The sequence below is a fragment of the Nitrincola sp. genome (genome assembly GCF_048264025.1).
Classification (GTDB): domain Bacteria; phylum Pseudomonadota; class Gammaproteobacteria; order Pseudomonadales; family Balneatricaceae; genus Nitrincola.
In genome coordinates, this window is record NZ_JBLXDN010000010.1 from 1 (window position 1) to 13,638 (window position 13,638).

Annotated in this window: 12 protein-coding genes; 6 read left to right on the forward strand and 6 right to left on the reverse strand. The window is 56.2% G+C overall.

All coding sequences use genetic code 11. The features are described 5' to 3' along the window. Positions 1–186: 186 nt before the first annotated feature. The 6 genes from ACN0R1_RS09270 to ACN0R1_RS09295 are packed head-to-tail and all read right to left on the reverse strand — an operon-like array spanning position 187 to position 7,608. Positions 187–1,317: an aminomethyltransferase family protein gene (locus ACN0R1_RS09270; protein WP_417582119.1), complete on the reverse strand. Its 1,131-nt coding sequence runs from the start codon at positions 1,315–1,317 to the stop codon at positions 187–189. A gap of 57 nt (positions 1,318–1,374) precedes the next feature. Beyond that, a complete protein-coding gene (locus tag ACN0R1_RS09275) occupies positions 1,375–2,406 on the reverse strand; it encodes a heme-dependent oxidative N-demethylase family protein (RefSeq protein ID WP_417582120.1) in 1,032 nt (343 codons plus the stop codon). Positions 2,407–2,415: 9 nt separating this feature from the next. Beyond that, positions 2,416–3,387 (reverse strand): PDR/VanB family oxidoreductase, encoded by a 972-nt coding sequence (locus tag ACN0R1_RS09280; protein WP_417582121.1) that lies wholly within the window; start codon positions 3,385–3,387, stop codon positions 2,416–2,418. 1 nt (position 3,388) lies between these two features. Beyond that, positions 3,389–3,883, reverse strand: a complete 495-nt coding sequence (locus ACN0R1_RS09285; RefSeq protein WP_417582122.1) for a dimethylamine monooxygenase subunit DmmA family protein — start codon at positions 3,881–3,883, stop codon at positions 3,389–3,391. A 21-nt stretch (positions 3,884–3,904) separates the two neighbouring features. Further along, complete coding sequence (locus tag ACN0R1_RS09290; protein ID WP_417582123.1) at positions 3,905–6,214, reverse strand: DUF1989 domain-containing protein; 2,310 nt, start codon at positions 6,212–6,214, stop codon at positions 3,905–3,907. Positions 6,215–6,243: 29 nt separating this feature from the next. Then, complete coding sequence (locus tag ACN0R1_RS09295; protein WP_417582124.1) at positions 6,244–7,608, reverse strand: flavin-containing monooxygenase; 1,365 nt, start codon at positions 7,606–7,608, stop codon at positions 6,244–6,246. Between the two features lie 342 nt (positions 7,609–7,950). On the opposite strand from ACN0R1_RS09295, the gene ACN0R1_RS09300 reads away from it, so the two are divergent. From ACN0R1_RS09300 to ACN0R1_RS09325, 6 genes are all read left to right on the forward strand, one after another. Further along, positions 7,951–9,081: an ATP-binding protein gene (locus ACN0R1_RS09300; RefSeq protein WP_417582126.1), complete on the forward strand. Its 1,131-nt coding sequence runs from the start codon at positions 7,951–7,953 to the stop codon at positions 9,079–9,081. Then, complete coding sequence (locus tag ACN0R1_RS09305; RefSeq protein WP_417582128.1) at positions 9,078–9,749, forward strand: response regulator; 672 nt, start codon at positions 9,078–9,080, stop codon at positions 9,747–9,749. Before ACN0R1_RS09300 ends, ACN0R1_RS09305 begins: the two co-directional genes overlap by 4 nt. Then, complete coding sequence (locus ACN0R1_RS09310) at positions 9,746–10,546, forward strand: PAS domain-containing protein (protein WP_417582130.1); 801 nt, start codon at positions 9,746–9,748, stop codon at positions 10,544–10,546. Before ACN0R1_RS09305 ends, ACN0R1_RS09310 begins: the two co-directional genes overlap by 4 nt. Before the next feature lie 57 nt (positions 10,547–10,603). Continuing rightward, entirely contained in the window at positions 10,604–11,470 is an 867-nt protein-coding gene (purU, locus tag ACN0R1_RS09315) for a formyltetrahydrofolate deformylase (protein WP_417582132.1), read from the forward strand. Then, positions 11,467–12,363, forward strand: coding sequence for a bifunctional methylenetetrahydrofolate dehydrogenase/methenyltetrahydrofolate cyclohydrolase FolD (gene folD, locus ACN0R1_RS09320; protein WP_417582134.1), 897 nt, complete (start codon positions 11,467–11,469; stop codon positions 12,361–12,363). The genes purU and folD overlap by 4 nt, the downstream gene beginning before the upstream one ends. Positions 12,364–12,597: 234 nt before the next feature. Beyond that, the gene (locus ACN0R1_RS09325) at positions 12,598–13,635 is read left to right on the forward strand and encodes an isopenicillin N synthase family dioxygenase (protein ID WP_417582136.1); all 1,038 of its coding nucleotides are present in this window, start codon (positions 12,598–12,600) and stop codon (positions 13,633–13,635) included. The last annotated feature ends 3 nt before the right edge of the window (positions 13,636–13,638 follow it).

Genomic DNA, 13,638 nt, shown 5'->3' on the forward strand with positions numbered 1-13,638 from the left:
GGGGAGTATCTGTTAGAGTTTTTCATAGCCTTATTCTCTCAAAGAAATAGGCCTCCACGAAAGCCGGTGTGATTCAAATTGTTTTTGGGATTATAGCAGGCAAATTTGAGGATTGGGTATCTCTGCGGTTGACCTGGGCCTCCCTTACTCAATTTCTGAATGTCGGGAGGCTTGGCCTGTCCAGGTTTAACCCTTAGCTGTACGTTTGGTCTTTTCCGGATCATCAAACGGCAGGGTGTGGGCGATGGCGGTGGTGTTGAGCTGGCCTTTCACCTCTAGTGGGGCGCCTTGTTTGGCATAAGCGGGTTCCAGGCGGGCGATGGCCATGGATTTGCCGGTAAGGCGTGAGTACATGGCGCAGGTGATGACACCAACCTGGCGGCCATCGGCCCAGAGGCTGTCGCCCTCGCCTGCGGATTCCGTGGCGTCGACAAATACGCCGAAGATGCGGAAGCGCTCTTTGCCTTGCAGGCGGGCATGTTCCAGATCGCCGCGGAACTCGCCCTTGGTGGGTGATACGGTGAAGTCGAGGCCCAGTTCCCACAGGGTGTCGCCTGCCGCTTCGTTGTCGAAGGGATACTTTTCTGAATTGTCATAGGGGAAGAACAACAGGTAGCTTTCCACTCGGAGCCAGTCGAGGGTGGTGAAGGCACAGGGCACGATGCCCAGTTCCGCGCCCTGCTCCAGGATGCTGTCCCAGATCAGCGGTGCATCGGCGGCTTTGCAGAAGATTTCGTAACCGCGCTCGCCAGTGTAGCCGGTGCGGGAGATCATCACCGGGCAGCCGAAGAGCTTGGTCTGCAGGTGATGGAAGTAGGCCAGTTCGCGGATGCCTGGCACATGCTTTTCCAGAAAATCCACCGCTTTCGGGCCTTGCAGTGACAGGTCGTGCAGGTCGTCATCGAAGAGGACGGCGACCTGGCGACCCTGGGCCGAACGTACCAGCATTTCATAGCCGTTACCGGCGCCGTGTACCACCATGAAGGCGTTGGGTCCGGTACGGTAAATGACGCAATCGTCGACAAACTTGCCAGCTTCATTCAGAAACGTGGCATACACCGACTTGCCCGGGTAGACCTTGGAGATGTCCCGAGAGGTGGCGTAGTCGAGCAGGGATTCGGCATGCGGGCCGACATAGTGGACTTTTTTCAGTCCGGACACATCCATGAGTCCGGCGCGGGTGCGAATCGCTTCGTGGGCATCGGCCAGATCGGTGGCATAGGTCCAGGCGGTGCCCATGCCGTTCCAGTCTTCCAGATGTGAGCCCAGGGCCCGGTGACGTTCTGCCAGTGCGGTCTGGCGCCAAGAGTTTGCCATAGTCTATTCTCCTGTGGCTCCATTTGGAGCCTGTTGTGCGGGTGATAAGTGAGGATTTTATGCCGTACAGGCGGTCACTTGCGGGTCAAACTGGCGCAGCCATTCCACCACCAGCGGTCGGTATTGACTCAGGCCCTTGTAGTCGGCCAGCTCATCCGGCAGATCGCGCAGTACCCGGTGCAGGCGACAGGCCCATTCGGGTTGGGTCACCAGCTCTTCCAGACTGATCAGGTAGGTGCGAATGCTGAACATCAGTGCATTGCTGCGGGGCAGACGAGACAGAAACTGCAACTCGACGCGCAGATGGACCTGACGGGCCAGGTTTTCGGCGGTAACGCTGCTGCGTTCGTGTCCCCAGAGGTGGAAGGTTTCTGACGAGGTATCCAGTCTGGGGTTAACGGTCAGGGTCCAGTTGAGCCGTCGTACCGGACGGTCGACCTGGATGTTCATCAGGTATTTGAGTGCCCGGTCAAACACCCCCATCTGGTGCGCCATGGGAACTGGCGCATGCCATTCGGTAAAGCTCATCCCGGCATCAAATTTTATCGACCAGTCAGCCGGTCCGGTCACCATCCCGGCATCCATCCAGAGGTTATTTTCACGTTGATCCAGCAGGGCAAAGTCTCCCTGCACCTGGCGGGTGATATATTCCAGCGGTTCGTAGGGCAAACTACTGGCATCGCCGAAGGTGAAGGCTTGCTGCAGCTCCAGCACTCGGTTTATCCACAGCCATTGGTCACCGTTGCGTTGCAGGGTAAACCACTCTGGGTAGTCCTGTGACAACTGGGTCATCAGCATCTCCAGGGTATCCCAGGCGGCTTGCTGCATGTGGGGCATCACCAGGCAGCGATCCGGATCTTGTGCCAATACCTGGGCCCGCTCGGCGACTTCCGAACGGTAGTGCTCATCAATATCGAACCAGTGTTCATAGACAGACCCTGGCGACCCTTTGCTGGCCGGTTCGATATTGACCGAGTACATATACTGGTCTTCCGGGAAGGGAAAGGGAAAGCGCTTGATCGCTTCCGGGCTGTTGCGAAAACTGAAGTCGTTGCGGTAGCTTTCCACGGGTTTGAGTGTTGTCGGCATGGGTTTCTCCTAGAGGTCCAGCACCAGGGTGCTGTCACAGGCACCCCGCGATACGCAGGGCATCAGCAGGTGGGATTGATCGGATGGCGGCAGGTAGCTGTCACGGTGTTCAACCTGTCCGGACAGATAAGGGGCGGCACATTGTCCACAGACACCCCCGCGACACAGGTTGGGGTGTTCGATTCGGGCCGCTTCCAGTGCTTCCAGCAGACTTTCATCGGCACTCACGGCCAGGGTTTTATCCTGTTTGGCGAGATAGACATGAAATGGCTGTCCGGGTTCTGGTGCTGCGAAGGCCTCCCAGTGCACCCGCCCTTCACTCCACCCCAGAGCATGGGCTGTTTGTTGTACGGCCTGGAGCAGGCGTTCGGGACCACAGATATACACCTGGGCCCCCAGGGGTTGTCCGCTCAGGATTTGTTCAATATCCAGACGCTCACCGCGGGTACTGTCGTAGGTGCTGACCAGTCCGCTTGCAACCTGTAGCAGTGGTTCTACATAGGCGTGGGTCAGGCCACCGGTGTAGGCATAGTGCAGTTCGTGGGAGATTCCCTGGCGCTGCATTTCAGCACGGTATGCCATAAAGGGGGTAATCCCGATGCCGCCGGCGATAAGAATATGGTGCTGTGCCATCGAACTGGGCGCAAACAGGTTGGCTGGCGGTGTGATATGTAAGGTATCACCTTCTTTGACCGCCTCATGCAGATAGCGTGAACCGCCCCGTGAGCCTTCCTGTAAGCGCACTGCAATTCGGTAGCACGACAGGTCGGCGGGATCGCTCAACAGCGAGTAGGCGTTTTTCAGTGTCCGGGTTGGCGTTGGCAGTTCGATCTGAATATGACTACCGGGCGAGAAGCCGGGTAAGGTTGTGCCGGTTGGTGTTCCAGTGGTCAATCCTATTGGCGTCAGGGTAAATTCCTTGATCACCGGGGTCAGTGACGCTATCCGGCTGACGGTGACCTGAATGGCAGATGATTTCATCTCAGCGCGCTCCATAGGGTTGGTCGGCATCCAGACAGACGCCCATATAAGCGCCCAGGCGTTTTGAGAAATGCTCACGTATGGTGAGATGGACACCACAGTGCTGGCAGGTCACTTCATCGTCGTTGGATACCGGTTGCAATTGACTGCAATGCACGCAGTAGACCTGGCGTCCTTCAGCTGTTTTCAGCAGGGTCATCTCGGCATCCAGTAGTCCGGCGGCTCTGGCCTGATTACGGCAATGCCAGATAAAGGTTTCATCACCACTAATGCACAGATGGGTACCGGGATGGCAGGCCTGCAACAGGCTGTTCAAGGCACTGAAATCCGGGCTGTCAGCGGTTGGCTGCCACAGCTGTGTTGCGGATGGCAACGCCTGTAGCAACGCAGTGCTGGCTGTTTCATGGCCAGGCTGTAGCGCCAGCAAATAGTGCCTAGCCTGGGGAATCTCTGTGGATGTTGTGTAGCGCGGTGCGCTGGGTATTGGATCACTCATCATGACGTCTCCTGATTCAATTCAAGCCCGCACACGGGTCTTTTGCGGATCGTAAAAAATCGGTGCACAGACTTCGGCATCGATGCGTTTTTGCTGGCCATCCAGTTTGCCGACCTGCACTGTCTGACCTGGGTCGGCATAACGGACATCCAGGCGGCACAGGGCAATACAGCGTCCCAACAGCGGTGATCGGGTGGCACTGGTGATCACCCCGACCTGCGCCCTGCCCTGATAGACCGGATCGCCATGCTGTGCTGACTCGTTACCCTGCAGCTGTAGCCCTACCAGCTTCTGCTGGGGATGGGCGCTGCGTTCAAGCAGGGCTTCGCGGCCGATAAAGTCACCCGGCTTGGTGTTTAGCGGGACGCAAAAGCCGATACCGGCGGTGAAAGGGTCGGTCTGATCACAGAACTCGTAGCCGGCAAAAATCAGCCCGGCTTCAATACGTAGCGTATCCAGCGCATCCAGACCCAGCGGCGTCAGTCCCATCGGCTGACCGATTTCCCACAGGCGTTTCCAGAGCTTCGCGGCGTCATCTGGATGGCACCAGATCTCATAGCCCAGCTCACCGGTATAGCCGGTGCGGGACACCATCAGCGGGCAGCCCTGGTAATCATCCAGTCGGCCCTGGGTAAAGCGAAACCAGCCGAGTGTTTCCAGGCTGGGCTGATCCGCTGGTGTCCAGATGAGTTGCTTGAGCAGTTCGCGACTCAAGGGGCCCTGTACCGCCAGATTGTGGATCTGCTCGGAGGCGGATTTGATCCACACCTTCATGCCCAGGCGCTCGGCTTGTTCGCGTAGCCAGATACCGGCGTAGTCTTCACCCCCTATCCAGCGGAAGTTGTCCGGCCCCAGGCGTAACAGCGTGCCATCATCGAGCATGCCGCCGTGCGGATAGCAGAGCGCACTGTAGACCACCTGCCCTACGGCCAGCTTGCGAATATCGCGCGTCAGGCAGTAGTCCAACAGCGCTTCGGCATCCGGGCCTATCACCTCGAACTTGCGCAGTGCGCTCAGGTCCATCACCGCGACTTTTTCACGGCAGGCCAGGTATTCCTGGGTGTATCCCGTCTGATTAAATTGTGTCGGCAGCCACCAACCGCGATAGTCGGTGAACTGCTGTGTCATTTGAGAAAAGATCGGATAAAAGCCGCTCTGGCGGGTCAGCACAGCTTCGGCATCGGCAGTGATTCGTGTGGTCATGGCGTGACTGAAATGCTCCTTGGCTGAGTAGAGGCGGATATGAATGTCGGTGGGCTGCCAGCCATTGGCCGGGTCGATATCATCCGGACAGGAGGTGCTGACACAGACCAGATCTTGCAGGGCACGCAGCAACACATAGTCCCCAGGGCGTGACCAGGGCTCTTCAACCTGCAGGTGCTGGTGGGCATCGATGACGGTATTGAAGAAGAAATTGATCGCTGGCCAGCCTGGGCGTGCGGCGACCCCATAGGGTTGCAGTGCCCGGCTGATGTTGTCGCTGCAATTGTCGTGGCCGAAATAGCCCTGGCTTTCGTAGTAACGTGCGGTACAGGCCAGCGCAAAGGTGTCATGCCGCCCGACTGTGTCTTGCACTACTTCCAGCATCGGCTGCATCTGCTGATCATAAAATTTGCTGAACAGCCCGGGGCCTGGATAGGCGAGACTGTTAAGTGTGCGGGTAACCGTCGGGTCCAGTTCGATAGACTGCCCCTGAGCCAGCGCTGGTTGGCTGAAAGCGACAAAGTCCGAACACTGGCGGCCCTGCACATCGATTACCTGAATGTATTCACCCGCCTTGACTCTATAGGCCTTGGCCGTCCCCGGGTGCAGGGTGAATTCCTCCTGCACTTCGGCCAGTGGCTTGGGCAGTTGGGGCATTTGCACTGCCTTGGCAGGTGTATGCCAGACACAGAGTTCGCTGGCGCGCTGCTGTTGATCTACTGGGGTGTGACCGCCGGGTGCCGCGAGTAACAGGGTGATCGGCTGTTGGCAGCTCAGACGGCGGCTATGGCCTGCCGGGGTGGCGCCACTCCAAAGCCGTGCGGCGTTGGGGAAATCACTCGGATAGTGCAACTGATGGCCAATGAACACCCCTTCTGGATCACTTTGCAACTGCAGGGCCGCCAGCGCAGGCTTGCCCTCAGCATCCAGCGCCATGAGTTCGGCAGGCTGACAGCCTTCGGTATCGATCACCTGCAACTCATCCCCTGCCGCCAGTTGCAGTGTCAGTATCCTCCCCGGAGCGACCCGGTAGCGCTGGCGCGTCTGGTCACGTGCATACAGCGCCGGTTCCGCGGGTGCCGAGGCTCTTGGCATCATAGGTGCTATCTCTGTCGGCATCCTGGTCATGAGCAAACTCCTGAAGCTTCGCGGTTAAGTCACACAGCCGACTTGAGCTGCGGCATTTCCTGAAGATAGGCTTCCAGAGAGTCATCCAGCGCCTCCAGCCAGGGGGTATGGTGTGGTGTGGCCAGTGTGCCGGTCATCAGGGAGCGGTAGCATTTATTGCGGTAGCCCATAATGTCTTCATACTTGTCATGCTTCCAGGCCAGGAAGGTTTCGTTGACGGACTGGATATTGAAGCTGGGATAATCCGTGGCATCGATCAGGTGCTGGATATAACTGCCCTGAAACTCAAACATCTGCTGCGCGGTTTGCAGGGTTTCCTCCTGATCGCGCCAGGCCTGATTGTCGGCCTGCATGCTGGCCTTGTCCGGCAGAGGGATACGCCTCAGTATCACATCTCGGGCATACCAGGCCTGGGCATCGAACATGTTGAAGGAGTACCACTGATCCTGCATGCCCAGATAAATAAATTTGGGATTGTCTTCCCAGAAAATGCCCTTGTAGAGTTGCAGTGGCCAGAGGCGGTTGCCCGTGATCAGGCGCAGTTCGTCAGGCAAGAAGGGAAAGTGATGCTGGTAGCCGGTGCAGAGAATAATGGCATCGATGCGCTTCTGGCTGCCGTCAGCAAACCAGGCGGTATCGCCTTCAACCCGTTGCAACAGTGGCTTCTCTTCCCAGTTATCCGGCCATTGGTAGCCCATCGGCGCCGAGCGGTAACAACTGGTGATGGAGCGGGCGCCGTATTTGTAGCATTGTGAGCCAATATCCTCAGCGGAATAGCTGCTGCCGACCACCAGAATATCCTTGTCTTTGAATTCCAGGGCATCGCGGAAGTCGTGGGCATGCAATACCCGGCCGCCAAAACGCTCAAACCCGTCAAAGTAAGGGATGTTGGGCGTGGAGAAGTGGCCGCAGGCATTGACGACATAGTCAAAGGTTTCGGAATACACCCGATCGTCACTATGGTCATGCACCGTCACAGTAAACAGGCCGGTGCTGTCATCGAAGCTGACCTGACGTACCGCGGTGTTGAAGCGGATATAGTCACGCACTCCGGCTTTCTCGACTCGGCCTTTAATGTAGTCCCACAGCACTTCGCGGGGTGGGTAAGAACCAATTGGGCGGCCGAAGTGCTCATCAAAGGTGTAGTCGGCAAACTCCAGACACTCTTTGGGTCCATTGGACCAGAGGTAACGGTACATGCTGCCGTGTACTGGTTCGCCATGCGCATCCATGCCAGTGCGCCAGGTGTAGTTCCACATGCCGCCCCAGTCATCCTGTTTTTCAAAGCAGACCAGTTCTGGAATCTTGGCACCCTTGGCCGCCGCTGACTGGAAGGCTCGCAGTTGCGCCAGGCCACAGGGCCCCGCCCCAATGATTGCTACACGTGTATTCATGTGCCTCTCCCCTATTCGTGTATCCATCGGACAATTCAGTGATGACCCGATGCTAGCGCAGTGATCCCTGGCTGAAACTCTCCTGTTGTGGGTACCCCATTGGAGATATACCTGGATGGATTAGGGCTGTGGCACTATCAAGCAGCAGTCAGACACCAGGGTGCATTCAAATGGTGCAGTTGGTTGAAAGCCTGGCGCTGCCCTGATTGTAATTTACTGTAGGGAAATATATATTCTTAAAGGTTTTGTTGTTGTTAGTATGACCTTGCAGAGAATAACAGCGGAAAAGGCACAGAAATTGCTGAGTTGAGTCTATTGATCGACTAACAGGATGAGGTTCGAATGCCATTTCAGATGCTTGCAAAAGGGGGCCTTCAGCTCTGGCGATGGGTGGGTTGGTCCCGCCCTGCTGAAGAACCAGCGCAACAGCAATGGCTGGTTGAACTGCCGTTGGTGCTGCTGAGGCAGTCCAATCTGGAGGATGCCTTGAGCGACTGGCTGAGACGCCTGGAGGAGCAACTCTTCTCCAGTGGTGCGACCTTGATTCTGCATACCCCAAAGGGATTGCACAAGGTGGGTCGTGAAGGGCTGTGTTCCCGGCATGAAAGCTGTCCCTGGGTTGCCTGCGCGGAGCGTTGCCCGGCACTGGGTAGTTTGAACACCTGTATTCAGTGTTTGAGAGTGGGTCGGCATCGGGTGGTGTGTGGTGTGGATGATGGACATGGCAGCGTGGGCATCTTGATGCTGGAGTTCGCCCGACCGCCCCGCCCACACCAGAAGCAACAACTGATTGAAGTGGCCAAGGTATTAAGTGAAACCCTGGCGCTGGTGCTGGATGAGCGCCAGCGTCGGCAACGGGACCTGGCGGCGGAGCGCGCGGTGTTGTCGCGCGAACTGCATGATTCAGTTGCCCAGGAGCTGAGTTATCTGCAAATACGTGTCAGCCGCATGGCGATGGTCCTGGATAACCCGGAGCACCCGGGAGAAGCCGCGCTGATGCTGCAGGATTTGAAAACTAATGTGCAACGTGCCCATCGTCAGGTGCGTGAGCTGATCTCCTTGTCACGTCTGACCATGGAGGGACGCAGCCTGAATGCAGCGATCAGGGCGTCTGTGGATGAGTTCTCACGGCGCAGCAGTTGTGTATTTGAGCTGGATAACCGTGTGCCTGAGCCCTGTATGGGTGCCGAAACCGAGTTGCAGGTGTTGCACATTGTCCGTGAAGCGCTGGCTAATGTGGTCCGTCACTCACATGCGCAGCAGGTACTGGTGTGTGTACGGGCGCTTCCAGACCAGGGGGTAGAAGTCAGTGTCGAGGATGATGGTATCGGGCTTCCCCAGCAGGTGGACCCGAGCGGTCACTACGGTTTGCAGATGATGCAGGAACGGGCCCGGAGTATTTCCGCCAGTTTGACAGTGGCAGCGCGTCGTCCCAGAGGGACTCGGGTGAGTCTGGTTTGGAGAGACACGTGAAGAGCCCATTGAAGCTGCTGCTGGTCGATGACCATGCATTGCTGCGTCAGGGATTGGCGGAGCTGCTCGGTGCGGTGCCTGAATTCCATATTCTGGGGACAGCGGCAAGCGCGGATGAAGGCTTACAGCTGGCCCTGGCCGATCCACCGGATATCGTGTTGCTGGACTGGCACCTGCCCGGTATTCAGGGGAGTGAAGCCTTGCAGCGTTACAAGCACGCTTTGCCGCAGAGTTTGGTGATCATCCTCACTGCTTCGGATGATCAGGCCGATCTGCGCCAGGCGCTGGCATCAGGGGCCGATGGGTATGTGCTCAAGTATACCGAGCCGGAACAGTTGATAACCCAGTTGCGTGGCTGTCACAAGGGTAGCCTGACGCTGGACCCGCTGATGCTACAAGGTCTGCACCAGGCCCCAGTGGCTGAGGCACCTGATTCGAACCAGGTTGCACTGACAGATCGGGAGCAACAAACCCTGTTGCTGATCGCCGAGGGCCTAAGCAACAAACTGATTGCTCGTGAGTTGGGTATCAGTGATGGAACAGTCAAGATCCATGTGAAGCACCTGCTGACAAAGTTGCAGCTGCATTCGCGGCTGGAGCTGGCAGCCTGGGCGCACCTGGGTGGTTTTTTGCACAGGATGCAGCAGGCATCCAGGAGACAGGAATGAAGTCATTGTTGACACCTCAGAAAACTTTGAGTAGCTGGTGGTACGGCCTGTTGGCAGGTCTTCGTCGCGAGCAGGGCCAGGAGTTTGAAAGCCTGCCATTGGCTCTGGCACGCCTGGATCATCAGGGTGCTATCCAGCAACTGAACAAAGGTTGGGAGGAACTGACCGGCTACTCGGCCCAGGAGTGTCTTTATCGTGCGCAGGCCAGCTTTGTGCATCCTGAGGACCAACCGCTGTGGAAGCAGACGCTGGTGCGATTGGCCAAGGCACCACTGGGTGCCTGGGAGCAGATGCAGTTGCGTTTTCTGACGCCTGGCGGCGAACGGCGCTGGGTTGAAGTACGGATCAGGCATTACAGTCGAGGCTTTATCGTCAGCCTCGGTGATACCACTTTGCAGGTGCAGGAACAACAGGCGCTGGCAGCCAGCCATCGCAGCCTGTGTAATTTGCTCGATAGCCTGCCCGCGATGGTATACCGCTGTCGTAATAACCGCCACTGGACCATGGAGTATGTCAGCCAAGGCTGCGTTGATCTGACCGGTTATCGGCCGGATCAGTTGATTAATAGCCAGGTTGTCACCTTCAACAGCCTGATCCATCCAGAGGATCGGGACAGAGTCTGGACCGAGGTGCAGCAGAGCTTGCAGGCTAGTCGCCCGGTCTATCTGGACTACCGACTGATTACGGCTCAGGGCACTATTCGCACTGTCCATGAACGCGCCAGCGGTATCTTCTCGGACAATGGCGATGTGCTTGGGGTTGAGGGCATTATATTTGTTTCACCTGCGCCGCGCTGATGGCTACTTATAGCTACCAACAGTAAAACTCCAATAACAAACTACAGAGGACTTAACATGCAACACGATACTCACCACTTTATTCTTAAAGTCAGCTGCCCGGCTACCTCGGGCATCGTCGCCACGGTGGCGTCTTATCTGTCTGATAACAGCTGTTACATCAGCGAAATGTCTCAGTTCGATGATGAGTTCAGTGGTCGGTTTTTCATGCGCGCGGTGTTTCGTTTCAATGCTGGCCATGTAGGTGATATCAAGGCGATCCAGGCTGGGTTTGTTGAAGTGGCTGGCCGTTTCGACATGACCTGGGAGCTGCACAGCAGTGATGGTCCGATGCGGGTGCTGCTTATGGTGAGCAAGTTTGACCACTGTCTGACCGATCTGTTGTATCGTTACCACAAGGGCGAAATGGATATGCAGATTACTGCTATCGTCTCCAACCATCTGGATCTGCGCCCAATGGCTGAACGTGAGGGTATCCGCTTTGTGTATTTGCCAGTGACCAAAGAAAATAAGCTTCAGCAAGAACAGCAGCTGATGCAGCTCGTCGAGGAAACGGGCACCGAACTGGTAGTGCTGGCGCGTTATATGCAAATACTGTCTGATGACTTATGTAAGCAGTTGGCCGGTCGGGCGATCAATATCCACCACTCCTTCCTGCCCGGCTTTAAAGGTGCAAAACCTTACCACCAGGCGTTTGACCGAGGGGTAAAACTGATCGGTGCCACGGCACATTATGTGACCTCTGATCTTGATGAAGGTCCGATCATTGAGCAGGAAGTGCAGCGGGTGGATCATGGCTACAAACCCGAAGATCTGGTCAATATAGGTCGTGATACCGAAACAGTGGCACTGTCGAAAGCGGTAAAATACCATCTTGAGCATCGCGTATTTCTCAATCAGGACAAAACGGTGATTTTCCGATGAATATACAGCTAGCATTGCAGGATGCTCCCTTTAAGCGTATCGATGGTAAACGCGCCTCAGCTCGGGTGCTATCCGAAGTGGCTGAGCAGGTAAAGCAACTGCAACAACAGGGTGTCCAGCCAGGTCTGGCGGTGGTGCTGATTGGCGAAGATCCGGCCAGCCAGGTGTATGTGCGCAATAAAGTGCTGCGTGCCGCCGAGGTGGGTATTTACTCCCTGGAGCACAAGCTTGCCGACGATACCACGCAAGCCGACTTGTTGGCGCTGATCGAATCGCTGAATAACGACCCACAAATTCATGGCATTCTGGTACAGCTGCCCTTGCCTGAAGGCATGGATGAAACCCGAGTGTTGGAATCAATCAACCCATTGAAAGATGTGGATGGTTTTCACAGTAGCAATGTCGGTGGGCTGAGCCAGGGGCGTAAGGTACTGACTCCCTGTACACCAGCAGGCTGCATGCGCTTGCTGCATGACACCTGCGGTGACCTGTCTGGCATGCATGCGGTGGTGGTAGGACGCTCCAATATTGTCGGCAAACCCATGGCCGCCCTGCTGCTACAAGCCAACTGCAGCGTGACCCTGGTGCATTCGCGCTCGCGGGATATAGAACGCCTGTGCCGTGACGCCGATATTCTGGTTGCGGCGGTTGGTCGTCCGAAGATGATCAAGCGCGACTGGCTCAAGTCCGGTGCGGTAGTGATCGATGTCGGTATTAATCGCATTGCATCAGACAGTGGCACCCGGCTGGTGGGTGATGTCGACTACGAGGATGTCTACGATCAAGTAGCCGCGATTACGCCGGTTCCCGGTGGTGTTGGCCCGATGACCATTGCCATGCTGATGCAGAATACCCTGGACGCGGCGCGGATGCAGTTGAGCAACGGCGAGTAGCAAATTCCCGGTTATGTTTTCTGCCCTCACATAGGGCGCGCAGCGCCCTATGTGAGGGCAGTTTTACTTAGCGCCCCTTCCTAACTGTGCATGATGCACAATTTATGCTTCGCAATCAGACCTGTTTTTTGTAGAAAGCCTTCCTTCATGCCATGGCACACCTCTTGCTTTAACAACTAATACAGAAAGTTGCTATGTGCCCAGTGCACAGTCTTTTCAACGGGAGATGCTTGCATGAACACGGTTATTACAGGGTTGGGGCCTCGCGCGGTTACCGCCTCTGGCCTGGACGCCAGAAGTCTCGATTTTTCAGAAATACCCCAAATTGATATTTCACCCTTGTATGGCTCTGACCAACAGGCCCGCTTGCGCGTGGGCGAAGAAGTTCGTACGGCGTGTACGCAGGTAGGATTTTTTTATGTCACCGGCCATCAGGTACCTCAAGGTGTTATTGATGCGACTTTCTCGGCGGCCAAAAGCTTCTTTGCCCTCCCCCTGAGTGACAAAATCAAACTGGACATTAATCGCTCAATGAATATGCGGGGCTATACCCCGTTATTGCATGAAAATACCAATGTTGAAGGTAAAGGAGATCTGCACGAAGGGTTTGATATCGCTTTGGATGTGCCGCTGGATGATGCGGATGTCCGTGCCGGTGTGTTTGGCTATGGACCGAATCAGTGGCCGGAGAATCTGCCAAGCTTTCGTGAAGCGCTGCAGGCTTACCATCAGGCGATGCTGGATTTGGGCAGCATGATCTTTCGCGCCTTTGCGCTGGCGTTGGAGTTAGATGAGCAGTATTTCCTGCCTTATATTACCAAGCCGATGGCGCATATGCGGGTACTTTCGTATCCCTCCCAGGAGGGACAGGTCGATGAGCAGCAGATTGGCATAGGCCCTCATTCCGATTATGAATGTTTCACCATTTTGCGTACTGATGAAGTGCCGGCGCTGCAGGTTCTGAATAGTCAGGGGGACTGGATACAAGCACCACCGATTCCGGGGGCTTTTGTAGTCAATGTCGGCGATCTGATGGCGCGTTGGACCAATAATTATTTTGCCTCCACCCTGCATCGCGTCATTAATGCCTCAGGACGTGAAAGATTTTCTATTCCGTTTTTCTTTGGGCCTAACTCTCAAAGCCTTATCGAGGTACTGCCGACCTGCCAGAATCCAGATTGGCCGGCGCAATACCCGCCAATCATATCCGGGGACTATATCCGTTCCCGGTTTGATCAAACCTACCAGCTTCGTCAACCCACAACTCTCTAAATT

Coding starts and splice junctions, on each gene's coding strand:
- ACN0R1_RS09325 (WP_417582136.1), top strand. CDS start 12,598: ATGAACACGGTTATTACAGGGTTGGGGCCTCGCGCGGTTACCGCCTCT.
- ACN0R1_RS09285 (WP_417582122.1), bottom strand. CDS start 3,883: ATGAGTGATCCAATACCCAGCGCACCGCGCTACACAACATCCACAGAG.
- ACN0R1_RS09275 (WP_417582120.1), bottom strand. CDS start 2,406: ATGCCGACAACACTCAAACCCGTGGAAAGCTACCGCAACGACTTCAGT.
- ACN0R1_RS09310 (WP_417582130.1), top strand. CDS start 9,746: ATGAAGTCATTGTTGACACCTCAGAAAACTTTGAGTAGCTGGTGGTAC.
- ACN0R1_RS09280 (WP_417582121.1), bottom strand. CDS start 3,387: ATGAAATCATCTGCCATTCAGGTCACCGTCAGCCGGATAGCGTCACTG.
- ACN0R1_RS09295 (WP_417582124.1), bottom strand. CDS start 7,608: ATGAATACACGTGTAGCAATCATTGGGGCGGGGCCCTGTGGCCTGGCG.
- ACN0R1_RS09270 (WP_417582119.1), bottom strand. CDS start 1,317: ATGGCAAACTCTTGGCGCCAGACCGCACTGGCAGAACGTCACCGGGCC.
- purU (WP_417582132.1), top strand. CDS start 10,604: ATGCAACACGATACTCACCACTTTATTCTTAAAGTCAGCTGCCCGGCT.
- folD (WP_417582134.1), top strand. CDS start 11,467: ATGAATATACAGCTAGCATTGCAGGATGCTCCCTTTAAGCGTATCGAT.
- ACN0R1_RS09290 (WP_417582123.1), bottom strand. CDS start 6,214: ATGACCAGGATGCCGACAGAGATAGCACCTATGATGCCAAGAGCCTCG.
- ACN0R1_RS09300 (WP_417582126.1), top strand. CDS start 7,951: ATGCCATTTCAGATGCTTGCAAAAGGGGGCCTTCAGCTCTGGCGATGG.